Source organism: Acinetobacter sp. 24-47-39, assembly GCF_056783825.1.
The window spans coordinates 158,169-181,366 of sequence record NZ_JBWYIP010000004.1; the positions used below are offsets into that span (position 1 = coordinate 158,169).

At 39.4% G+C, this 23,198-nt stretch carries 16 protein-coding genes; 9 read left to right on the forward strand and 7 right to left on the reverse strand.

Annotation, left to right across the window (positions count from 1 at the left end; genetic code table 11):
- Positions 1-9 precede the first annotated feature (9 nt).
- Both ubiE and AC1M9C_RS05805 read right to left on the reverse strand, forming a co-directional pair.
- Positions 10-954 (reverse strand): bifunctional demethylmenaquinone methyltransferase/2-methoxy-6-polyprenyl-1,4-benzoquinol methylase UbiE, encoded by a 945-nt coding sequence (gene ubiE / locus AC1M9C_RS05800; protein ID WP_035264034.1) that lies wholly within the window; start codon positions 952-954, stop codon positions 10-12.
- A gap of 224 nt (positions 955-1,178) precedes the next feature.
- Positions 1,179-1,889 (reverse strand): DUF8198 family protein, encoded by a 711-nt coding sequence (locus AC1M9C_RS05805; protein ID WP_035264035.1) that lies wholly within the window; start codon positions 1,887-1,889, stop codon positions 1,179-1,181.
- Between the two features lie 195 nt (positions 1,890-2,084).
- Between AC1M9C_RS05805 and pap the strand changes: the two genes are divergently transcribed.
- Positions 2,085-3,539 (forward strand): polyphosphate:AMP phosphotransferase, encoded by a 1,455-nt coding sequence (gene pap / locus AC1M9C_RS05810; protein ID WP_481953360.1) that lies wholly within the window; start codon positions 2,085-2,087, stop codon positions 3,537-3,539.
- A gap of 64 nt (positions 3,540-3,603) precedes the next feature.
- Here pap and AC1M9C_RS05815 read toward each other — a convergent pair whose 3' ends face one another.
- Positions 3,604-4,116, reverse strand: coding sequence for a hypothetical protein (locus AC1M9C_RS05815; RefSeq protein WP_481953361.1), 513 nt, complete (start codon positions 4,114-4,116; stop codon positions 3,604-3,606).
- Between the two features lie 187 nt (positions 4,117-4,303).
- Between AC1M9C_RS05815 and AC1M9C_RS05820 the strand changes: the two genes are divergently transcribed.
- The 5 genes from AC1M9C_RS05820 (at position 4,304) to AC1M9C_RS05840 (ending at position 15,949) form a co-directional block, all read left to right on the forward strand.
- Complete coding sequence (locus tag AC1M9C_RS05820) at positions 4,304-7,972, forward strand: exodeoxyribonuclease V subunit gamma (protein ID WP_481953362.1); 3,669 nt, start codon at positions 4,304-4,306, stop codon at positions 7,970-7,972.
- Positions 7,969-11,688 carry a UvrD-helicase domain-containing protein gene (locus AC1M9C_RS05825; protein WP_481953363.1) on the forward strand — a complete coding sequence of 1,240 codons (3,720 nt, stop codon included), beginning with the start codon at positions 7,969-7,971 and terminating at the stop codon, positions 11,686-11,688. The genes AC1M9C_RS05820 and AC1M9C_RS05825 overlap by 4 nt, the downstream gene beginning before the upstream one ends.
- Positions 11,689-11,775: 87 nt before the next feature.
- Entirely contained in the window at positions 11,776-13,545 is a 1,770-nt protein-coding gene (gene recD / locus AC1M9C_RS05830) for an exodeoxyribonuclease V subunit alpha (protein ID WP_481953364.1), read from the forward strand.
- 606 nt (positions 13,546-14,151) lie between these two features.
- Positions 14,152-14,439 (forward strand): hypothetical protein, encoded by a 288-nt coding sequence (locus AC1M9C_RS05835; protein WP_035264045.1) that lies wholly within the window; start codon positions 14,152-14,154, stop codon positions 14,437-14,439.
- A gap of 40 nt (positions 14,440-14,479) precedes the next feature.
- Complete coding sequence (locus AC1M9C_RS05840) at positions 14,480-15,949, forward strand: S8 family peptidase (protein ID WP_481953369.1); 1,470 nt, start codon at positions 14,480-14,482, stop codon at positions 15,947-15,949.
- A 64-nt stretch (positions 15,950-16,013) separates the two neighbouring features.
- Here the strand turns inward: AC1M9C_RS05840 and AC1M9C_RS05845 are convergent, their stop codons facing one another.
- Complete coding sequence (locus tag AC1M9C_RS05845; protein WP_092767411.1) at positions 16,014-17,309, reverse strand: serine hydrolase domain-containing protein; 1,296 nt, start codon at positions 17,307-17,309, stop codon at positions 16,014-16,016.
- A 249-nt stretch (positions 17,310-17,558) separates the two neighbouring features.
- Between AC1M9C_RS05845 and rpsO the strand changes: the two genes are divergently transcribed.
- The 3 genes from rpsO to AC1M9C_RS05860 all read left to right on the forward strand — a co-directional run bounded on the left by rpsO (position 17,559) and on the right by AC1M9C_RS05860 (position 21,497).
- Positions 17,559-17,828: a 30S ribosomal protein S15 gene (gene rpsO / locus AC1M9C_RS05850; RefSeq protein WP_035264047.1), complete on the forward strand. Its 270-nt coding sequence runs from the start codon at positions 17,559-17,561 to the stop codon at positions 17,826-17,828.
- A 242-nt stretch (positions 17,829-18,070) separates the two neighbouring features.
- A complete protein-coding gene (gene pnp / locus AC1M9C_RS05855) occupies positions 18,071-20,158 on the forward strand; it encodes a polyribonucleotide nucleotidyltransferase (RefSeq protein ID WP_481953370.1) in 2,088 nt (695 codons plus the stop codon).
- A gap of 106 nt (positions 20,159-20,264) precedes the next feature.
- Positions 20,265-21,497: a magnesium transporter CorA family protein gene (locus AC1M9C_RS05860; RefSeq protein WP_481953365.1), complete on the forward strand. Its 1,233-nt coding sequence runs from the start codon at positions 20,265-20,267 to the stop codon at positions 21,495-21,497.
- 82 nt (positions 21,498-21,579) lie between these two features.
- Here AC1M9C_RS05860 and AC1M9C_RS05865 read toward each other — a convergent pair whose 3' ends face one another.
- The 3 genes from AC1M9C_RS05865 to AC1M9C_RS05875 all read right to left on the reverse strand — a co-directional run bounded on the left by AC1M9C_RS05865 (position 21,580) and on the right by AC1M9C_RS05875 (position 23,166).
- Entirely contained in the window at positions 21,580-21,843 is a 264-nt protein-coding gene (locus AC1M9C_RS05865; RefSeq protein WP_035264053.1) for an HP1242/YdcH family protein, read from the reverse strand.
- A 76-nt stretch (positions 21,844-21,919) separates the two neighbouring features.
- Positions 21,920-22,246 carry a chaperone modulator CbpM gene (locus AC1M9C_RS05870; protein WP_179998835.1) on the reverse strand — a complete coding sequence of 109 codons (327 nt, stop codon included), beginning with the start codon at positions 22,244-22,246 and terminating at the stop codon, positions 21,920-21,922.
- Positions 22,243-23,166: a DnaJ C-terminal domain-containing protein gene (locus AC1M9C_RS05875; RefSeq protein WP_481953366.1), complete on the reverse strand. Its 924-nt coding sequence runs from the start codon at positions 23,164-23,166 to the stop codon at positions 22,243-22,245. Before AC1M9C_RS05875 ends, AC1M9C_RS05870 begins: the two co-directional genes overlap by 4 nt.
- Between the last annotated feature and the right edge of the window lie 32 nt (positions 23,167-23,198).

Genomic DNA, 23,198 nt, shown 5'->3' on the forward strand with positions numbered 1-23,198 from the left:
TACCTGCGGTTAGAGTTTAAAACCACGGTGAACTGCAACAATACCACCTGTCAAATTGTGATAATCGCAGTTTTGGAAGCCCGCATTTTCCATCATGCTTTTCAATGTGCGTTGATCTGGGTGCATACGAATTGATTCAGCAAGATATTTATAGCTTTCAGCATCATTTGCCACAATTTTACCCATGATTGGTAAAGCAGTGAATGAGTACAAATCATAGAGTTTTGAGAAAGGCTCAAAGACTGGTTTTGAAAACTCTAATACAAGTAAGCGACCACCTGGTTTAAGTACACGATACATTGCTGCAAGCGCTGCATCTTTGTCTGTTACATTGCGCAGACCAAAACTGATGGTGAGTAAATCAAAACTGTTATCTTCGAAAGGTTCAAGGGTTTCAGCATTCGCCAGTACAAAATCAACGTTGGTACAACCCGCGTCGATCAGACGGTCGCGACCTACATTCAGCATGGATTCATTAATATCAGATAATACAACATGCCCAGTAGGACCAACTTCACGGCTAAATACTTTCGCTAAATCACCAGTACCACCAGCGATATCTAAAACGCGTTGCCCACGGCGAACGCCAGACATATTAATGGCAAAACGTTTCCACAAACGATGAATACCAAATGACATTAAGTCATTCATAATGTCGTATTTCGCGGCAACTGAATGGAAAACTTCAGCGACTTTTTGCGCTTTCTCTTCAGAATTTACGGTTTTATAACCGAAGTGTGTCGTTGGTCCAACGTTTCCAGTATTCGCACCACGTGGCAAATTATATTTCGGCACTGAAGAATGTACTGGCGTATCTGTCAGTTGCTCTTGTAGCGATTGTTGCTGACCTTGAGGTGCGCCAGTTGGTAATGGATCTGTTAAAAAAGGACTCACGTTGTCTTTATTATTTGCCGGCTCAACCTGAGCATGAGGCTGTTGATTTTCATTAGACATTCGAGTCACTCCTGAACACAAATAATATTAAATCTGAATTAAACTGCATAATGACAGATTCTTCAGTTTTTTTCAGTCTAGATTATGCAATTGATATGAATAATATACAGAATTAAAGCGAAGTTTCATCCATGAAATGAGAAGATGTTCTTTTATTTTCGATATTCTGACCAGACGCTTTTACGCTTTTTTGGCTGATCAGAATCTTGGCTGATGAATTTTAATTAAGCGATTTGGAAGGGATTTTCTTTCCCTGAGTGTACATTATTTACAATGATTCGCTCTTTTTCAGTAAAACTCCGAATGAAGGTGGCAGCCGATTTCATTGGTTTCATAGCGACAAAGCCTTCACCAATAAAGTCATACATCAGTTCAAAATTATATTTGCTTGCTGCACCTTTACACATTTTAAACGCTGTGTGCATGATGAATGAACGCATGTATTTGTCCAGACTCAGACCGAGCTCATCCAACAGATTGAGTTGTTCATGGCGCGCTTGCTCTTGATCTAAAGCCACTAGAGTTTCACGCATCATTTCATCAGTAATGGGTTGGTCTTTTGGATAATGTTGGAGTAAATACTGTGCAACTTGTTCATCCAATTGCATTGCCAAGACCGCTAGTCCTACAGACTTTAATCCGGTTTTAATAGCATTTTCTGGAATGATTTTTTCAGCTTTGTGTGCGTATTTTAGTAAACGTTCGATTTGCAATGCTAGGTCATCAAATTCTGGGCCACCATAAAGACGGTTAATAAAATATTGAGCCATCAGCTTATTTTTGTCTTCAGCGAATAACTCAGCATGTGTGTGAAGTATGCGCTGTTTTAGCCAATTTTGAGCATCATTTAACCTTTGTTTGAGTGCCGGATCCTGATGATAATTGAGTTGTTTGTATTGTTCTAAAAGTTGATCTAATGCAGCAAGTTTGGACATGTTCTAGCTCAATTAAAAGGACTGAAAAAAGCATAATAGGTTGGATTGCGCTCGACTATGACTGTTGAAATCTAAAATAAAACCTTTCAGGTCAGTCATGGATGAAAAGACAATTGCAATAAATTGTACCTGAAGATTTAAGTTGATACTGTTCCTTGAGTATACTGTCGAAAATACAATAATTTTGAGTGGGCTATGTCTGAACCAAAACAACAATCTGATAAAAATACTGATCAACCCGAAGATAAGAACAAAACATTTGATGCAGATCAGATCAATTTGGACTTAATTGAAGCACAATATGCACTCAAAGATACACGCGGTAAGAAAAATGCCAAAAGCTTAGTGGTGTTGGTAAGTGGCATCGAGTTAGCTGGTAAAGGAGAATCGGTTAAGCAATTAAGAGAATGGGTCGATCCACGATATTTGAAAGTCAAAGCTGACCCTCCTCACCTTATTCAGCCGAATATCCCATATTGGCAACCTTATGCACGTTATATTCCTGCTGAAGGACAAATGATCGTCATGTTTGGAAATTGGTATAGTGATCTTTTAGCCACATCCTTACATGTTTCAAAACCATTTGATGAAACCATGTTCGAAAATTATTTGCAGCAAATGCAAAGCTTTGAGCAGGATTTAAAAAATAATCATGTTGATGTCGTGAAAGTTTGGTTTGATTTATCGTGGAAATCATTACAGAAGCGTTTAGATAAAATTGAACCTTCGGAGCAGCGTTGGCATAAATTGCATGGGCTGGATTGGCGCAATAAAAAACAATATGAAAATGTACAACGATTACGTCAAAAATTTACCCAAGACTGGGTCATTATCGATTGTGAAGATGAAGTATGTCGTGATCAGAAATTCGCAGAAGTTGTATTAGCGCGACTGAAAGATTTGCCAAATCATCCTCAAAAAATGCGCCCAAAATGGCATCAAGCGGATATCCCAGAAATTTTAACCTCCCCCAATGAAGCAGCACTTGAAAAAGATCAGTATAAGGCTGAACTCAAGAAACTGACCAAGAAGGTCGCTGAAGCATTACGCGCAGAAGGACAAAAAACGGTGATCGTTTTTGAGGGGATGGATGCCGCAGGTAAAGGTGGTGCGATCAAGCGTATTGTGAAAAAGCTCGATCCAAGAGAATATGGCATTTATAATATTTCTGCGCCCGAAAAGTATGAATTGGCGCGGCCTTATCTCTGGCGTTTTTGGAATAAACTGCTTGAAGATGAAAAAATCTCGATTTTCGATCGCTCTTGGTACGGTCGTGTATTGGTGGAAAGAGTTGAAGGTTTTGCAACGGATGTAGAGTGGAAACGTGCATATGATGAGATTAATCGCTTTGAAAAAGATCTAGTAGATACGCAAACAGTAGTCATTAAGTTTTGGCTGGCTATCAGTCAAGAAGAGCAAGCCAATCGTTTCAAAGCACGAGAGGAAACACCGCATAAGCGTTTTAAAATTACGGCTGAAGATTGGCGTAATCGTAAACGTTGGGATGATTATTTATTGGCTGCAGCAGACATGCTCCATCGAACCAATACCGAAGATGCGCCGTGGTATATCATTGCTACCAATGATAAATATACTGCACGCCTTGAAATTTTGAAGGCAATTTTGAAACAATTAAAAGTAGATGTTTAGAACTGGTGAGAGATATAAATAAAGCCCTTACAGGGCTTTATTTATACGTATAAGGTTTTATGTGTTAAGCGTATTTCACAACATTTGCTTGTTGTTTTTGTTGAATGCTTTTGGCAAGTTTATAGTTTTCTTCAACATGAGCCTCAGCCACTTTTTTCATGACAATATAACCCAAGCTAGCTGCAATAATTGAACCGCCCAATGGAATAAACTTAGTCACTTGCTTGGTCAACACTTTGGCTGCCATATTGTTCAGCGAAGCTTTAGCGGCAGTACGAGCCACGACTAGACCAGAAAACTCGAAACCGCGTTTGCGTAGTTCGTTCCAATGGATTTTTTTGGTTTGAGGATCAAAAATGCTGATTTGTTCAGGAGCTAAGCCAAAGCGAGCATTAATTTCTGGAATTAAAATTGACAACATACCTACGTCAATCACAACATCTAAAAAGGGCACAGGAATGACAGCAACACCTGCTGAAACATAAGAGCGTTTTTTGACGAGATCAAGACATTCATCTCGAATTTGTTCTAAATTTAAATTTGGGTCGATTGTTTCTGGAATTTTATCAATTTTCATTTATTTATCACCTAATCAAAGTCTATGGTTCTCGATCCATCACATGATGAACATAGCGCGAGATGAAAGTTTTATTAAAGTCATAAAGTAAAAGTGACATAGTCAGATTAAGATGTATAGTAATTTATGTTTATGATTTTGTTCACACAACTTCATAACGTATTCGTTGTATGGTGAAAGGGACCTTATGGGAATTCATGTAATTCAAAGTCAGCGCATTGAAGTTTTGGTACAAGGCATCATCACAACTCAAAAGCGTCCCACGAACAACCCATTTGCAGTCCTACAGCAACAACATTTTGTGGTGCCTTCTGCGGCAATGCAAGAGTGGTTAACCCAACGGTTATCTGAGCACCAAGGCATCAGTGCAAATACATTTTTCCATCAACGAATTCGTGGCTTTCAGTGGTATGCCTACCAGCAAATTCTGAGTGACAAAGATAAAGTGCGTAAAGCGAATATTCCACGTCTGATTATGAAGTGGCGTATTTTCCAAGCGCTCAAACCTTTTATACAGTGTGGGCATAATCAGCTTGAGGTTGAACATCCTTTATTCCCATTAATCACACGTATCTATGACAGCGCAGCACGTATTGAACAGTCAAATGAACAATATCGAAAAAAAATGAGCATGTTGTATTGGGTGTCTGATCAAGTGTCAAAATTGTTCAGCCATTACATGATTTATCGAGCAGATTGTCGTCGAGGATGTGAATATGATTGTCGTTGTCCTGAAAATTGGATTCAGGTATGGGGGCGTAATGAAGCACTCAATATTGAACAACAATTACAATATTTAAATGATCAAGATTCCAGTTTTAAATTTTCGCAGGCACAACAATTAGAGGCTTGGCAACGTTGGTTATGGCTCAATATTTTTCATGAAGACTTTGTTGAAATGCAAAGTATTGATCATGATTTTTGGGGTGTACTTCGTGATGAACAGCAACAGAAAATAGCCCTCAAAAAACTACCACAGCAACTGATCGTTTTTACACTCTTGGATTTACCACCAAGTCAATTACAGTTTTTGCGCCGTTTGGGTCAGTACATTGATGTGTTGATTTTGCATTACAATCCCTCACAAGAATATTGGGCGGATAGTGTCGATCCGAATTGGAAAAAACAATATGACTTAAAGCTCAAAGAGCGATATATCGAAAAGTTTCAGCAAAAGCATCAAAGAAAACCAGCTGATAATGAAGTTGAGCAGTTTTTTGAGAATTTTAGTCTGAGCTTTAATGGGCTGGCACGTGAGTCCAGACATCCCTTATTAACACGAATGGGAAAGCAGGCACGTGATCACTTTTCTCTGTTGTCTAACCTTTCCTCGGGTGATGAGGGGCAATGGATAGATGCTTTTGTGGATGAAGCACCGCAGCATTTACTGAGCCAATTGCAATCAGATATTTTACATTTGGTTGAACCTCAAGCTCAAAGTTATGTATTAGATCCAGCAGACGATTCAATCCACATTCATGTTTGTCATTCCGCTGTACGACAGCTTGAAGTCTTAAAAGATCAATTGACCCGATGGCTTGCTCAGTCAACAGCAGAAGCACCACGCCGTCCGAGTGATATTTTAGTTCTTGCGCCTGATCTGAAGCAAATTGAGCCTTTGATACGGAGTGTGTTTCCGCAAAAAAATACTGCAACAGGTGTTTATCTGCCAGTAAAGCTAGCTGGTATCACGCAGTTAGATACAGTATTGGCATGGCGTTCAGTGTTAGGGCGAATTGAACTGATACAAAGTCGATTTACCATTGATGATTTTGCTGATTGGTTGAACTTAGCAGCGACCCAGGTGAGATATTGCTTAGACATTAACGGGGCTGAGCGCATCTTATCGTTGTTGAGACAAGCGGGATTTCGACGAGGTTTGGATGAGCAACATTTGCAAAAAACATTGGCGGAGTATGATCAAGACTATCGGTTCAGTTTTAAGTATGCCTTAGATCGTTTGGCGCTGGGTGTGGCTGTTCCAGTTCATGCGATGTTTCAGGAGACCTTAAGTTCTCATGTAGTGGACTCGGGTGATTTTCACTTAATTGCCACGCTCATTGAAATATATAAGCACTTTGTAGAGCGTCGAGATTGGCTCACGACGATTGAAATCGAAAATGATCAAGAGACGTCAGAGCATGTTGAATTTTGGCTCAATCGTTTAATTTTAGAAGTTAATGAGTTTGAAAGCGCTGGTGTAAGCTCGTTAGAGATGATTAAAGAGATTATTCAAAAGCAAATAAGAATGCTAACGCTGGCAAATTTCTATGAAGAACATGATCAAGCCATTCTTAAAAACATACGTTTGCCTTTGAGCTATATTCTGACTGAAATCCAAAGCACCCTTGAATCGCAACTTGATTATGCATTGCCAACTGGACAAATTACATTTAGTCAAATTGGTTTGATTCGGCCAATACCGTATAAGTTAATTGTCATGATGAATTTAGATGGCGGGAAGTTTCCAAATCGGGAGAGCCATTTACCTTTTGATTTAATGGATTTACTCAAGCCAATGATTGGTGATCGATCACGTTTAGATGATGATCAAGGTGCTTTTTTAGACGCTTTGTTATTGGCCAAAGATAATCTCTGGCTATTCTATAATGGTTTTGATGTAGCCGATGGTGAAGTGCGAGATCCATCAAGTAGTGTTCAGGAATTGCTCCAACATCTCGCGTGGATCATAAAAACATCAGATCAATCTTCCTCGAATCCTCTCATTGATATAGATGGCATTCAAGTTCATCAAAATTTGAGCACACTCTATACGGTGCATCCTTTGCAACCCTTTGATCCTGATGGTTTTCAGCAACAGCATCAGCGCTATGACGATGAATGGTATGCCGTGGCTTCTAACCTCAATCGTCAGGATCAACGTGGTCATAGAGCGGCCTGGATTAATACCTCGCTTGAATTGAATCAGGACATCATGGTCTTGGACGCTGAACAATGGATCAAAGATATTTGTTTTCCTGCGCGTGTTTATTTAAAAACCTTAGGCGTATCTAATCTAAAGGATCAGGATTTACCTGAGGTGAATGAGCCGTTGTTATTAGATGGATTAGCACGATACTCTATTCGTGACTTTTTACAACAGCAGCCAAATGTTTCGAAGCTTCAGACTGAATTACTCAGTGACCAGCTTCCTGTCGGCAAATTACAAGAAGTCAGTTTGAAAATGAGTCTGTTAGAGCATCAACAGTTATTAAAAAGGCAAAAGTGCTATGTTGATGAGCCGACCAAAATCACTCAGCACGTCATAGCAATAGATGATATACAGCTTCAAGTGACCGTTCCTCAAGGGGATGAGACGAGTTGGGTGGGTGTTTCAACATCCAGTGCACGAGCACAACGACGAGCACATGTGTGGTTAGAATACTTACTTTGGTTAAGTTATCGAGACTTACCAGATCACCTTGCAACTGAAATGCAGCGCATCCAAATCTTTAGCGATAAAACCATCATGTGTACTGGCCTGACGACGAAACAAGCTCAGGATATGCTTTCTCAATGGATTCAGGCATATAAACAAGCCCAAATAGAGCCTCTCGTTTTACCTGCAGCATTGCTGATGAAACTTGCGGTAGATGGAAAAGCATTAGAATGGGTCACTGATGAAGAGGGTCATCAGCAGTTAAATAACTTCGATAAGCTATTAAATGAGTGGAATAAAAGCGATGCCTTTCTGAGTTATAGTTTAAATGACAGTGAAGAAAGTCATTTGCACCGAGATTGGCAGTATATTTTACAGGATTTAGATGCTGAGCACTTATTAAAACAAGCGTGTGATCAGTTTGCTTATGTTTTATATCAGCCGATATATATGTATCAATCGGAGGCTGAAATATGAGTCAAAAGCCTATAGTCTCATATCAGCCAATTGTGGATATGCATTTCACTGGATTGCATTGGATTGAGGCTTCTGCAGGGACTGGAAAAACGTATACGCTCTCCAGCCTCATGGTCAGAATTTTATTAGAAGAATATTTACCAAAGCAGATTATTGCGACGACATTTACACGCAAAGCAGCGGCTGAATTGAAAAGTCGAATTCGTGCACGTTTAATCGAGGTACTTGGACTTTTAGAGTCATGTCGTGAGCTAACTCAAGATCAAGTTCAGGCGCGTGCAAAATTAGAATCAGATATTTTATATCAAGTGATTTTAAATCAATTTTCTGGCTTGATTGCACATGCATGTGCACGTTTAAAATTGGTGATAGATCAGCTTGAAGAACTCTTTGTTGGGACCTTGGATAGCTTTAGCCAAAAGCTTCTTCGTGAATTTGCATTTGAGAGCGGTAAAATTGAACGAATGCAAATCACCAATGATGCAAAACAATATACGGTTCAGTTAATTCATGATGAATTACGGGCATGGATTCAACAGCAGCCTCAATCAACTGTAGATTATTTGCTGCTTAAGAAAAAAATTAAGTCACAAGATGCTTATATCGATTTAATTGAAACGAGTTTGAATTTTTCCTCTGCTTATTTCAAAGCAGTGCCAGCGCCGACCATAGATGTAGACGCTTTCAGAACTCATGCAGAGCGCTTCATACAGATCGAGCTTGAAACGCTAGATTCATTAACAGACTTTTATGATCCTGAAGGGCAGTATTATGCTGTAGTCGCAAAGAAGTGGCGCGATCAAGATAAATTAAAAATGACACTCACGCAGTTGTTGCCTGAATTCCTTGATCAAGTTAAATCCCAAGGCATTGAAGTCATTTTTGCGTCGCATCTCAGCACTCATCTTAGTCAGTTGAATGAATTAAGAAAAAAAGTTCTCAACAAATGTCCCGTCGATGTTTTGGCGGCATTTGAGCAACATCCTATTATTGTTGAACTTGCTGAGTTTTTTAAACAGTTTGACAAGCTCAACCAACAACTCGAGCATTTGGAGAGTTATTTACAATATTATTTAGCACAACAAGTAAAACAACGTTTGCCAGAGTTGTTACAGCAAAAATCAGAAACCACATTTTCACAGCAAATTCGAACTTTGGCCGAAGCACTGCAGGGAGCGCAAGGTCAGGAGTTTGCAAAGTACGTTCACGCGCGTTACCCACTTATTTTAGTGGATGAGTTTCAGGATACCAACCAAGATCAAGATGATATGTTGGCGCAGATTTGGAGACATCCAAGTCGCGTGAAGCAGGGTTGTATGATTATGGTGGGAGACCGTAAGCAAGCGATCTACGGTTTCCGCGGTGGAGACATGCTCACGTTCCTAAAAGCATATCAAGATGTTGAAACTAAAGCAGGACGTTTTTACCAACTTGTGCATAATCATCGCTCAGTGAAACCATTGGTCGAAGTCGTCGATGCTTTGTTTCAACAACAAATGGATTTTGGTGAACAAGTTGAATATACGCCTGTTACAGCAGGTACTCGACCGCATCCAGTATTGATCCAATCCGATTTAAAAAATTATGCTCCGCTTCGTTGGATTCAAGTAAATGATAAGGAACACGAGTTAGAGCAGGTTGCTTGGAAGATACGGGATTTGCTCAATCAGGCTGCCCAACGTCAGCTATATTTCGAAAAGCAGGGGCAACGTATTGAGCTTCAGGCAGATGATATCGCTGTTTTGTCTCGTAACAATCCTGATTTAGAAAAAGTTCATCATCACTTATTGATGTTAGGCATTCCTGTGAATCGACCTTCACGAAAAAGTGTCTTCAAAAGTGTAATTGCTCGAGATGTTGGTGCAATTTTGACAGCCATCATGAATCCATTTGATGAAGCTAAATTAAAGAGAGCTTTACTTACACGATTGATGGGTTTTAATTTACATCGCTTTTTGCAACTTCAAATTCAAGCAGATGGCTTAAGTTTATTTATCACGAAATTTGAAGAAATTCGTGAAATGTGGATGGGCCAAGGCTTTTTAACAGCATGGCAAAGTTTCCTCACAGAATTCAAAGTTTGGACAAACTTGGTTGAGCAATTCAGCTATGACAATGAACGCGAAGTGGTTAATCTGCGACACATTTCAGAGTTGTTGAGCCAAAACAGTGATGAGTTAAGAGGTATGCATACCCTTTATCATTGGTACATGCGACAGCTTTCAAATCCGATGGAAAGAGAGTGGGAAATTGAAAGACAATTGAGTAATCAAGCAGGCGTTCAACTTTTAACTATTCACCAATCTAAAGGATTGGAGTTTAAGATTGTATTCTTGCTTGGCGCAGATCGTAAACTGTCAGATCGAAGCGAACTTAACTTTTCAATTCGTGAAGTGCAGGATCATGGAACTGGAAAGTCCGTCGCACAACGTGTCGTGGCGTTAAAGCGTGAAGAATTATTGGAACCATTAGAGGTTGAGCAACATGACCAACGTGCTTTGGCAGAGCATCGACGATTATGGTATGTGGCCTTAACTCGAGCACAACACCGCGTTTATGCAATGATGAGTGATCAAAAAGAGCAATCTATTTATGGTTTGGCGTATTGGCGTGGTCATGGTGCGAACCAATTTCAGCATGCTTTCAGTTTAGATGAGCCATGTTTAGAGCAATGCCCTGAGAAAATAATCGTAAAAAAAGAACATCATACTGTTCAAATGATTGCGCAGAAATTTCCTCAAGTTCATTTTTATCCTAGAGCCAAAACCAGTTTTAGTTATCTCGCACAACATTTGAGTCATCAACAAATTAAAGATCGTATGGCGGCTCAAGATATAATCGAACATCATGCGAGTGATGAGGTCAATGCTGTGACGCTCGTGACTTCATATCAACTTGAGGATTTGGATCATCAACAACCTTTGAGTTGGATTCGTGCTCATTTTCCGATGGGAACATTAGCTGGAAATTTCCTACATGAAATTTTTGAACATATCGATTTTCAAGATCGCCGAGATTGGACATTAGAAATTCGCCGCCGTTTTAAAAATGCCTATTCGAGTTTATGGGAGCAATTATTCGCTAAATTTCAATCAGATTTTCCTCAACATCATGATGCCGAGCAACATCTGTTAGAAATGATGGCTGAATGGTTAGCAGAGATTTTAGAGACACCGATTCAACCTGAATTTCAACTCAAACAATTAGTACCTGAAGCACATTTGGCTGAATTTCCATTCTATTTGGCTTTAGCAGACCGAATATTTGGTATTCAGCGTATCCAACAATTATTTTTAGAGTTTGGGCTTGATATGCCCGAATTCAATGCTGCAAATTCAGCACGTTACCTCAATGGTTCAATTGACTTGGTTTATTATGATGGGAAGCGCTATCACATTGCCGACTATAAGAGTAATTATCTCGGAAATCATGTGGAAGACTATTCAGCTCAAGCTATTCAGCTGAGCATGACGAATGCAAGTTATTGGCTACAAGCAGCCCTATATTTGGTGGCATTACATCGCTATTTAAGTATTCATATTGATGACTACAACATCGATCGAGATCTTGGTGGTGCTAGTTATTTATATTTACGTGGGATGAATGGCACTGACAAATATGGATTTAATTATTGGCGTCCTAGTTCAGAATTTATTCTAAGATTAGATGCAATATTGGGCTATTTTGTTGAGGATAAAAACAGCAAAATAGCATGAATATTTAAATGAATTTATTATTAATCATTGATTTATCTTGTGGATAATATTGATGATAAATGTGTAGATAACTATGAGGATAACTGTGTGGAAATTAATCAGAATGAAAAAGTTGATGTTCCTCAATGGGTAACAACTTGGGCTGAATATATCCTAAATCAGTATCTTTCATCAGATGATTTAAATGAACAATCCATTAACACCATTGAACAAGTGCTGATGGCATCTACTATCGGCGATAGTTGTATTGATTCGAAAGGGGTGGCTATCCAAGATCTAAGTAGGTTACTCGTGAGCGCAGAGCTTGCAGAACAACAGGTCGCGCCTTTTGTTTATGATCAGAACTATTTGTATTTATATCGCTATTGGCAATTAGAGCAGCGTTTAGCTCAACAAGTTTATCGTTTAAAGCAGCAAACGATAGTGCCTGTAGATTGCACAAAATATGAAAAATTATTAACCGATCCATTTCAAAAGCAAGCTCTGGAAATGGTATCAAGGCAAGCGTTGAGTATGATTACGGGTGGTCCAGGTACAGGGAAAACGTATACTCTAGCGCGTATTATTGCTGTATTAAATGAGTCGAATCATCAGTTAAGAATCGCAATGGCTGCACCGACAGGGAAAGCTGCACAGCGAATGAAAGAAGCATTGCAAAACTCATTAAATGACGATGCAATGCTCAATATGGGTTTGGATATTGCCCACTTAAAGCAGCAAAATACGTTAACGATTCACCGTCTTCTAGGTTTAGGGCATAGCGCTCAACCTAAATACAGTCTGAAAAAGCCATTACCCTATGATGTGGTGGTGATTGATGAAGCCTCAATGCTCGATCTCAATCTCGCGACGATGCTTTTTGAAGCGATTCCAGACCAATGTCGTTTGATCTTGTTAGGGGATGCACAGCAGTTGGCCTCGGTTGATGTGGGGATGGTATTGGCGGATTTACAACAAGTAAAAGCGCTTAAAGACCATCACGTCAATTTAGTGACCAGTCGAAGATTCAAAGCAGGTGCAAAAATCGGTGATTTGGCAAGGTTCATCCAGTCACATCAATGCTCACCACAAAGCTCTAAAGTTGAGGTATTGGCTAAATTTGAGAAGGAGATTTGTAGAGCATCTGAAATCCAACAGATTAATTTAGCTGAGCTTCAAGAGGATCTTGTTCAACTAGAGTATTTGAATAAAGCATATTCAGATCAAGATTTAAAAGCCTATTATCTTAAATTAAGCTCGGGGTTTACGGATTACTTTAAAGCACTCAACCTTTATGTCAGAAATGGATATCAGCAGCAGGATGTAGCTGATATTATTCAAAAATTTGATGATTATAGGGTCTTAGCTGCAGTGAGACATGGATATTTGGGTTTGAATTGTTTGAATGATGAAATTGAGAGGGAGCTATTTCAATATATGAGGATATCACGACACGACCTTTGGTATATTGGCCGCCCTGTCATGATGACATATAACGATTATCAACTCGGGCTTTCTAATGGTGATATTGGGATATGTCTCAGACATCGCCAGTTTGCTGATCAATTTGAAGTATATTTTCCAAGTCTTGACCAATGGTTTCCAGCATCACGTTTACCAAAGTCAATGCAAACCTGTTATGCGCTGAGCATTCATAAGTCGCAAGGTTCTGAATTTAAACACACTGCAGTTGTGTTAGATGAGTTTGCGTCACGTCTATTGAGCCAAGAATTATTGTATACCGCGATTACGAGGGCAAAAAAAGCAGTCAGTTTATTGGTGGATACTGATGCTTTATTTGAGGCAATAAACGTTAAAACAATAAGAAAAACAGGTTTATTGAATAAATTAAACACTTTATTTATATCTAATGTTTAACGATTGGTTGAAAATAGAAAACCTTTGTAGGAAATATCTTACAAGGATTCGAGAAATTGGCGCATAGAGCTTCGTACAATTTTTTGCGATGATTGCTTGCATAAAAGGTTCAACACGGAAAGTTGAGCAATATCGCATAATTACAATAATTTATAGTCGAGAGACTGCGAACTTACAATGATGTAAGTGATAAAAGAGGAAACTTACAGCCGCTAAGCCTTGTAGTTTTGGGAGAGACTACAGGGCTTTTTTATATACATATAAGATTAAATTGATTACATAATGTACGCAATTTCTTACATAAAGATCAGAAAACTGCGACTTGTGTTGCATAATGAATCTGGCAAAATAGTCATATAAGGAAATGAAACCTTAAGAACAAGGACCGTATTAATAATAAATGTGTGTGCAGCACTTACAATAAAAATATAAATAACAGAATCATAACTAAAATATAAGAATCTACAGCGCAAAAAAGGCCCTATGACTTGTCATAGGGCCTTTTTTAACCGTTTATCTCAATCTTAATTTTTAGGCATCTTTATACTTGTTTTGACTTAACGATTCTATTAAAGTGAGTAAAAATTATCACTTTACAAAAAAACCATGAAAAAATTCATAATTTTAATCATTTTGGTGAGTGTTGTTCTGTTTGGGTTGTATAAATGTTTTAAGCCTGCAGATCAAAACACTTCCTCAGTCGCTCAGATTGATTCTCTATCTGCTCCTGAGAGTGGACAGCAAACGCCAATATCGCCTAACGAAGATCAAGTCGAAGATTTAAATGAGTCTGAGAAGATGCCTGTTACTGATTCTCCAGATTTAGTAGATCCGAAGAGCGATTTTTCGATTAAGCCTATTGATCCAGAAACTGATCCAGCCAATCAAGTGTAATTTTTTACCCTGCGCACTAAAAACATAACAACGGAGAACAATTATGTTTAAAACTTTATCATTAAGCGCATGTTTGAGTGTTTTGATGGTCGGTACTGCAATGGCTCAAATGAGTCCTGTAGCAGCTAACGCTAAATTGAACAATCAGGCAAAACAAAAAGTGTCGAAAGGTGGTATTAATCTGTCGGCATTATTGAACAACAGTTCAAATGATCTAATCGTTGAATATCATATTGACATTAATCATTTAGAAAATAATCGCGCTCAACTTCGTGAACATCTTGCTCAAAAGAAGCAATCGATTCAATCGAACTTTAAGCGTTTAGGTGGTATTCAATTACTACGCGATTATAATGCCTTACCATATAGTTTTCATCGCGTTCAAAAGCGTGACACGCTCGTAAGCTTATTGAATGACCCGAATGTAAAAGCAATTTATCCAAATAATATTTCTTATACGACAGCATCTCAAAGTCTACCATTAATTGGTCAAGTGCCTGCAGCTGCGCAAGGCTATACTGGTGCAGGGACAACAATTGCTATCTTAGATACAGGTATTAATTACCACCATTCAGACTTTGGTAATTGTACAGCGCCAGGTGTACCATCATCCACTTGCAAAGTTTCGGATTCTATTGAAATTGCTCAAGAAGACGATACATTAGAATTAGATGTTAATGGACATGGAACTAACGTTGCAGCAATTGCTTCTAAAGTTGCACCAGATGCAAAAATTGTCATGCTTGATGTGTTCACCGGCAGTACAGCTAGAACTGGTGGTGGCGCAACCGATTATGACATAATTGGTGCCTTGAACTGGGTAGCGAACCATGCCCAAAGCAAAAACATTAAATCAGTAAACTTAAGCATTGGTAATGGACGTAGTTATTCCTCAACTTGTACTAGTTCCGTACTTACAGATTCTTTTTCGAAGTTGAGAGGCTATGGGGTATTACCAGTAGTTGCATCTGGCAATGATGGCCATCTGAGTGGTATATCCTATCCAGCATGTACTGCGGGTGCAGTCAGTGTAGGGGCAGTTTATGATGCTAACGTAGGTTCGATTGCATTTAGCAATTGCTCTGACAGTGCAACTTATAGCGACAAAGTAACGTGTTTCAGTAACTCGAGTCGTAATTTAACTTTATTGGCGCCTGGTTCACGTATCACCGCTGGCGGATATACAATGGATGGTACTTCAATGGCTGCACCTCACATTGCTGGTGCTGTTGCTGTGTTACGTGCGAATAATGCTTTCCCGAATGAATCTCTGGATCAAATTGTTGCACGTATGACGTCTACGGGAACTTTGGTTACGGATCATCGTAACTCAATTCGAACACCTCGTTTGAATTTAATTGCTGCGTTAAATGGTGCTCCATCTACTCCAGCACCACAACCCCCTGTTATTGACCCACCTGTAGTGACGCCAACTCCTACGCCAACACCAACGCCAGCACCAAAACGTAACTGTCGTACTTTCTTTTTTGTGACAATCTGTAGTGGTTAATTAATAGCTAATAGATGAAAACTTTAAAAAAAGGCATCTAAATGATGCCTTTTTTACATTGATATTAAACACGTTCAGTTTCAGATTGATCAGTTCCAAATAACGCGCGTCTTTTTTCCTTAGGAATACTTGGGCATTGGTTGGATATTTGATATAGCACTTTTGCTAAAGCGGCTAAATGTGTGCCTAACACAGATTTCCCTGTATTTAAGAACGATACACTGATATCCCGTTGAGGATCTGCCCAACATAAAATATTCGAGAAACCTAGATGACCAAAAGCTTGTCCAGTATTTGGGCCAAATACACCGATTGGATTACTGCCTAACATCGGACCAAGTGCATAACGCATAGGTGCTAAAAGGTTACGGTCTATTGTTGTATTGGATGTAGGGAGTGTTGCTCTGAAGACCGTTTCTGAATTGATAATTTGCTGATCTTGATAACGACCACCATTAAGTAACATTTCAAAAAAACGATTGGCTTGTTCAGCACTGGTATAAATATTTCCTGCAGGGCAGACGGTATCCATAAAACGGGGATCATTGGTGACATCCACTGCCAGTTGCAGTCCTCCGCCTAATACACGATTGAGATATAGGTCAGTCCCCAAGACAGGGTGAATCCCAGTTGGATAATTTTTTGCAACTAAATGACGTAGTTCTGGTTTTAAACCATAGTTGAAGAAAGGTAAATTCATTGGTTTTTCAATATGTTCGTGCAAGTAATCACGAATATCTTGTCCTGTTACACGTTCAACCAATTCTCCTAAAATATATCCAGCAGTTACAGCATGATAAGAGAGTTGCGAGCCTACGGGTGCAATCGGTTTTGCTGCATAAAGATGCTCCAGGATCCCTTGACGATCAAATAAAAGCTCTGGAGTGACCTCAGTTTCAATTTTAGGAATACCGCCACGGTGTGATAACAAATGAAATATGGTGGCGCGTCGTTTACCGTTAACACCAAACTCTGGAATATAGCGACTCACTGGATCAAGTAAGTTAATTTTCCCTTGTTGATCTAACAAATGCACTAACATGGCATTAACGATTTTAGAGGCAGAAAACATACAGACCGGTGTTTCTGGTGTCGCAACTTTAGAAGGGTCTGTTTGATAGTTTGGACCAAGTTCTGTGTAACCAATACTGCGATTAATTAATATCTGACCCTTGCGACGTAAACACATACTGATCATTGGATGATTGCCAGTACGATAAAGTGCTTCAACACTGTGCCAAATTTTATCAATTTGCTGTTGCGTCATTCCCCCAAGTTCTGGCGCAACTTCGTCTTTATGACGAGTGATCGTAGTTAAGTCTTTTGGTGCTATGCACGTATTTGTAGAGAGTAATTTCACGTTCATTCCATGTTTCATTGTTTTTATAACAGGCAAGTTTGCCCTGCCAAAAAACAAAAGTCAGTATCTTTAACGACATGAATTGATGATTGTTTCTGCCAGAAGTTATTGAGCGGATAATTTTGCTTTTTGAGGGGGGTTCCTTTAAAATAGCACGCTGCTGTAGTGATGCACGGCAGTCAATTCCGCTTTGAAGAGCGTCATTGATTTGTATCAAATACTTTTAAATAAGCATCTCGGAGAAATCGAATGGCTTTAACAAACGCAGATCGCGCAGAGATCATTGCTAAATTTGCTCGCGCTGAAAACGACACTGGTTCACCAGAAGTTCAAGTAGCTCTTTTATCTGCTCAAATCAATGACTTACAAGGTCACTTCAAAGAGCACAAACACGACCACCATAGCCGTCGCGGTCTTATCCGTATGGTTAACCAACGTCGTAAGCTTCTTGACTACCTTAAAGGTAAAGATGCTACTCGTTACAGCGATTTGATTGCTGCTTTAGGTTTACGTCGTTAATTCGATTTAAACTTTATTTTCGGATTATTGCATGTTGAATGCTGTATTGCTGAAAACTAAAGGCGATCTAGTTTCGACTAGATCATGGGGAAGGGGCGAATAGTTTCGCTCCTTCTTTGTGTTTAAAAATAGTGTTTCTAGTGAGGTCGGCTTCTAAGCTTTGTCATTTAAAACCTGTGTTGTGAATGCCAAACCTTAGGGGTCTCCACTAGAATAAAATCAGGAAAAAATAGAACATGTCGATGTTTAATATTATTCGTAAAGAATTCCAATTCGGTCAGCACCAAGTTGTGCTTGAAACAGGCCGTGTGGCGCGTCAAGCAAATACTGTTGTGATTACCATGGGTGGTGTGACTGTATTGGTTGCTGTTGTTGCTCAACCGACTGCGAAAGCAGGTCAAGACTTTTTCCCATTGACTGTTAACTACCAAGAAAAACAATATGCTGCAGGTCGTATCCCAGGTGGTTATGGTAAGCGTGAAGGCCGTGCATCTGAAGCTGAAACTTTAATTTCACGTTTGATCGACCGCCCAATTCGTCCGTTGTTCCCAGAAGGTTATTACAACGAAATCCAAGTGACTGCAACAGTTGTATCATCTGACAAAACTATGGAAGCTGATATTGCTGCAATGTTAGGTACTTCTGCTGCACTCGCAATTGCAGGTACACCATTCCGTGGTCCAATTGGTGCTGCACGCGTTGGTTTAATTAACGGTGAATACGTTCTTAACCCAAGTCATGAACAACTTGCTCAATCTGATCTTGATCTTGTTGTTGCAGGTACTGAAGCTGCTGTACTTATGGTTGAATCAGAAGCGAAAGAACTCTCTGAAGACCAAATGTTGGGTGCAGTTCTTTTTGGTCACGACGAAATGCAAATTGCAATTCAAGCGATCAAAGAATTTGCTGCAGCTGCTGGCGCGAAGGAATCTGACTGGGTTGCTCCAGCGAAAAACGAAGACCTTCGTAGTCAATTGAAAGCAGCTTTTGAAGCGAAAATCTCTGAAGCGTATACGATTGCGGTTAAGCAAGACCGTTATGCAGCACTTGATGCACTTCATGCTGAAGCGGTTGCTCAATTCGTTCCAGAAAATGACGAAACTGGTCTTGCTGATGAAGTGAACGAATTATTTGAAGACCTTAAATATCGTACAGTTCGTGACAATATCTTGTCTGGTAAACCACGTATTGATGGTCGTGATACTAAAACTGTTCGTGCAATCGACGTACAAGTGGGCGTATTAGATCGCGCTCATGGTTCTGCATTGTTTACACGTGGTGAAACTCAAGCACTTGTAACAACAACTTTGGGTAACACGCGTGATGCATTAATGGTGGATACCCTTGCAGGTACGAAGACTGATAACTTCATGCTTCACTACAACTTCCCTGCATACTCTGTAGGTGAAACTGGTCGTGAATCTGGTCCTAAACGTCGTGAAATTGGTCATGGTCGTTTGGCACGCCGTGGTGTTCAAGCAGTTCTTCCACCAGCTGATCGCTTCCCGTACGTGATTCGTATCGTATCTGACATCACTGAATCGAATGGTTCGTCTTCAATGGCGTCTGTGTGTGGTGCTTCTTTATCACTTATGGATGCAGGTGTTCCACTTAAAGCGCCAGTTGCAGGTATTGCAATGGGTCTAGTGAAAGAAGGTGAACGTTTCGCAGTTCTTTCAGACATTCTAGGAGACGAAGATCACCTTGGCGACATGGACTTTAAAGTAGCAGGTTCTGCAAACGGTATTACTGCACTTCAAATGGACATCAAGATCGAAGGTATTACTGAAGAGATCATGGAAGTTGCATTGAATCAAGCGTATGCAGGTCGTATGCATATCTTGAATGAAATGAACCAAGTGATTTCACGTGCTCGTCCTGAAATCTCAATGCACGCACCAACATTCCAAGTGATCAGCATCAATCCTGATAAGATCCGTGACGTGATTGGTAAAGGCGGCGCAACTATTCGTCAAATCACTGAAGAAACCAAAGCAGCGATCGATATCGAAGATAACGGTACAGTACGTGTATTTGGTGAAACTAAAGCAGCGGCAATGGCTGCAGTAGCGAAAATCCAAGCGCTTACAGCAGAAATTGAACCAGGTACAATTTACACAGGTAAAGTCATTCGTATCGTTGAATTCGGTGCGTTCGTCAATATCCTTCCTGGTACTGATGGCTTGCTTCACATTTCACAAATCTCGAACGAGCGTATTGCGAATGTGACAGACGTTCTTACTGAAGGTCAAGAAGTTAAGGTACAAGTTGCGGATGTTGATAACCGTGGTCGTATCAAACTTACAATGAAAGACATTGAACAAGCTTAATCATTTAAGCTAATTCTAAGCCTTGTGTGGTGCTTCGTTTAAACGAGTGCTACACAAGGCTTTTTTTATGGCATGATCAAAATGTTCTCATTTAAAAATAACTAAAATGCAAAAGTTTAATTATTATTATCATCAAGATGACGGGTATATTTATCTGAGTGAAGCATTATCGACTGATGTTGATGCAGAATTTATATGGTTGAGTTTTGAACGCCACGAATTGATTCAAAATACAGAGACGTGGCAACGATATATTTTTGAGAACACTGGAATTCTGTTGAACGAATTTCATCTTAAAGATATTCAAAACCTTGAGCATCCTTGCGTATTTGATGCATTAGATGATTATGATTTGTTGATCTTTAAAAAATTAATCACCCCAGATGACCACATACAAATTCAGAATGGTCATTCAGCTGAGCAACAAACTGCGGACATTGTTACAACGCCGGTAAGTTTTGTCATGACATCAAATGTTTTAATCACAGTGCATGAACGAGGTAATCGTGTATTTGAAACATATCTTGAAAGAGTACAGGCGATTCAAACACGACCTATAGAGCAACAGAATATTCCACGAAAATTAGCACAGAGCCCTGTAGATATTGCGCTTAGATTACTGAATATGATGGTGGATGGCTATTTAGGTTTGCGTGTACCACTAACCAAACGTGTGGAATTTTGGCAAAAAGAACTATTACAAGGAAATCAAAAATTTAATCGATGGAATCAGCTGCTGCAAGAGATCACGGCTTTTCAACAAGTTGAAAATTTGTGTGAAGAACAGGTTGAATGCCTACAAGAATTAAGAGATGAAATTGTCGAAAATTATCATCATATTAAAGCTAAACGTAAGGCAGAGAAGCAAAATTTAATGCTCGTCCGAATGGATGATTTAATTAGCCATATTGAAAGAATACAAAAGCACAGTGTTCGGTTAAACCATGCAGTACAAGCCGCCATCGATTTGCACTTTTCAGCAGTGGCCAATCAAACCAATGAAAATATGAGAATTTTAGCAATTATCACCGCTGTATTTGCACCACTGACTCTTCTTACAGGTATTTACGGAATGAATTTTGAATTTATTCCAGGATTAAACTCACCGCATGGCTTTTGGCATATGCTCACAGCCATGTGTGTGACAACACTTTTGTTAATTTGGTATTTTTATCGTAGACAAATGGTCGGGCGCGGTGAAAAAAGTGTGATGGAATTGTTGGCTCAACAAAACCAGCAGCAACAACTCGGTTTGTTTGCATTTTTGGAGTATGAACCGATTCAAAAAACATTGAAAGGTACGCTCCGAGAAATGGGACGTTGGACTCGATTAAAATAGTCAACGTCATATAAGGCACTTATGCTTTAAGTCAGAATGATAAGTGCCAGATTCACCGTTATTTTATAATATTAAATTGAAATTACTGGGTAAGGTTCGTCTGCGCTTGTTTGAGCAAACGATACATTTCATCTTTTAATTTAAGTTTTTTTCGCTTTAGAAACTCAATATCATCATTAATTACATTAACTGGATTTAGTTCCAAATGCGTAATTTCATGATCTAGCGTTTCATGTTCCTCGAAAATTTTAGCGAAGTGAGGGTTTTCTTCTCTTAAAGGCTGAATAAGTTCACGGAACTCAGGGAAAAGGTTTTTCAGCTTTTTATTGCATTCTTTAACTTTCATTGATGGTTTAATCCTTTCATTCTAATCAATAAAAAATAAATGCATGTAACAGTACATGCATTTATGTGGGCTTGCTTTATTTGAAGTATTTCACTTGCTTGCGCAATTGTTGTACTTCATCTATCAGATCCATCATCATGGCGACGGCAGGGAGACTTGCTTCAAAATCCCGTTGCAAGCGATAAGCTCTCCGTGCTCGAGTAAGTTCTTCACCAAAAAATTGATGGATTTTTTGCTCAGAACGAGCAGGTAGAATCTCATATTCAAGTAATTGCAAAACCCATTCAGGACTTTGTCCACATGCTTGGGCAAAATGCTTTAAATCAAAAATATATTGTTCATCAATGATTTCAGCCTCTAAATATCCATTTTTGTACACTTCTCGGTACTGAATCGTTGTCATGATTCACCTCCTTCATCACGAGGGTTGAAATGTGTAAATGCTTGAGCAAATTGCTCATATGCCTGTTTTTGCGGCGGGGATTCTGCTCTTGGATAAACAATATTCAGGATTAGATAAAGGTGTCCCGGGGGGGAAGAGGGAATCCCTTTTTCTTTAATACGGAGTTGTTTGCCATAAATTGTATGTTGAGGAATGCTGACTTTAATCTTTCCAGAGGGGGGTTTTAGCTCGATGTCTTGGCCTAAAGCAGCTTCCCAAGGACTAATGTTAATGTGATAGTAAATGTCTGCCTGATCGACATATATGCTGTCAGTGGTTTGATAATGGATCTGTATATAAAGATCTCCATTTTCCCCCCCCGATAAACCAGCTTGTCCTTGACCTTTGAGTCGAATTTGTTGACCGTTTTTCATCCCTTTCGGGATTCTAATTTCAAGGGTTTTTCGCTGAACTTCAGGTTGTCCATATGCATTAAAAGTGGGTATACGCAATTGGATGGATTGAGTGACACCTTCAAAAGCGACTTGTAAGGGCACTTCTATACTGGCATGTTGATCTTCACCACGAATTGGCTGGGATTTATATTGGTGTGAGCGCTGTGCATAACCTCCACCAAAACCTGTTCCAAAACGCCCAAACAAATCTTCAAAGCCAGAAAATTCATGATTTGTATGGTTTTCACTATCCGAGAAAGGAGACTGACTATTAAACTGATCGAGTTGTTGATCGTACTCTTGTTTTTTTAAAGGATCACTTAATGTGTCATACGCAGTATTAATCGCCTGCATTTTTTTTTCGGCATCAGGTGCTTGACTGATATCGGGATGGTATTTCCGAGCCAGTTTTCGATATGATTTTTTTATTTCCTCAGGACTCGCATCGCGATCTAGTCCGAGTTCCTCATAATAATTATTTGCCATTAAGCAAAAATAACCGTTGATTAACTTTTAAT

What these genes read in the sequence shown, in the direction of transcription:
- AC1M9C_RS05805 (WP_035264035.1), bottom strand. Translation starts at nt 1,889, where the DNA reads ATGTCCAAACTTGCTGCATTAGATCAACTTTTAGAACAATACAAACAA.
- AC1M9C_RS05835 (WP_035264045.1), top strand. Translation starts at nt 14,152, where the DNA reads ATGAAAAAATTCATAATTTTAATCATTTTGGTGAGTGTTGTTCTGTTT.
- pap (WP_481953360.1), top strand. Translation starts at nt 2,085, where the DNA reads ATGTCTGAACCAAAACAACAATCTGATAAAAATACTGATCAACCCGAA.
- AC1M9C_RS05865 (WP_035264053.1), bottom strand. Translation starts at nt 21,843, where the DNA reads ATGAAAGTTAAAGAATGCAATAAAAAGCTGAAAAACCTTTTCCCTGAG.
- ubiE (WP_035264034.1), bottom strand. Translation starts at nt 954, where the DNA reads ATGTCTAATGAAAATCAACAGCCTCATGCTCAGGTTGAGCCGGCAAAT.
- AC1M9C_RS05870 (WP_179998835.1), bottom strand. Translation starts at nt 22,246, where the DNA reads ATGACAACGATTCAGTACCGAGAAGTGTACAAAAATGGATATTTAGAG.
- AC1M9C_RS05860 (WP_481953365.1), top strand. Translation starts at nt 20,265, where the DNA reads ATGCAAAAGTTTAATTATTATTATCATCAAGATGACGGGTATATTTAT.
- AC1M9C_RS05825 (WP_481953363.1), top strand. Translation starts at nt 7,969, where the DNA reads ATGAGTCAAAAGCCTATAGTCTCATATCAGCCAATTGTGGATATGCAT.
- AC1M9C_RS05815 (WP_481953361.1), bottom strand. Translation starts at nt 4,116, where the DNA reads ATGAAAATTGATAAAATTCCAGAAACAATCGACCCAAATTTAAATTTA.
- rpsO (WP_035264047.1), top strand. Translation starts at nt 17,559, where the DNA reads ATGGCTTTAACAAACGCAGATCGCGCAGAGATCATTGCTAAATTTGCT.
- AC1M9C_RS05875 (WP_481953366.1), bottom strand. Translation starts at nt 23,166, where the DNA reads ATGGCAAATAATTATTATGAGGAACTCGGACTAGATCGCGATGCGAGT.
- pnp (WP_481953370.1), top strand. Translation starts at nt 18,071, where the DNA reads ATGTTTAATATTATTCGTAAAGAATTCCAATTCGGTCAGCACCAAGTT.
- AC1M9C_RS05820 (WP_481953362.1), top strand. Translation starts at nt 4,304, where the DNA reads ATGGGAATTCATGTAATTCAAAGTCAGCGCATTGAAGTTTTGGTACAA.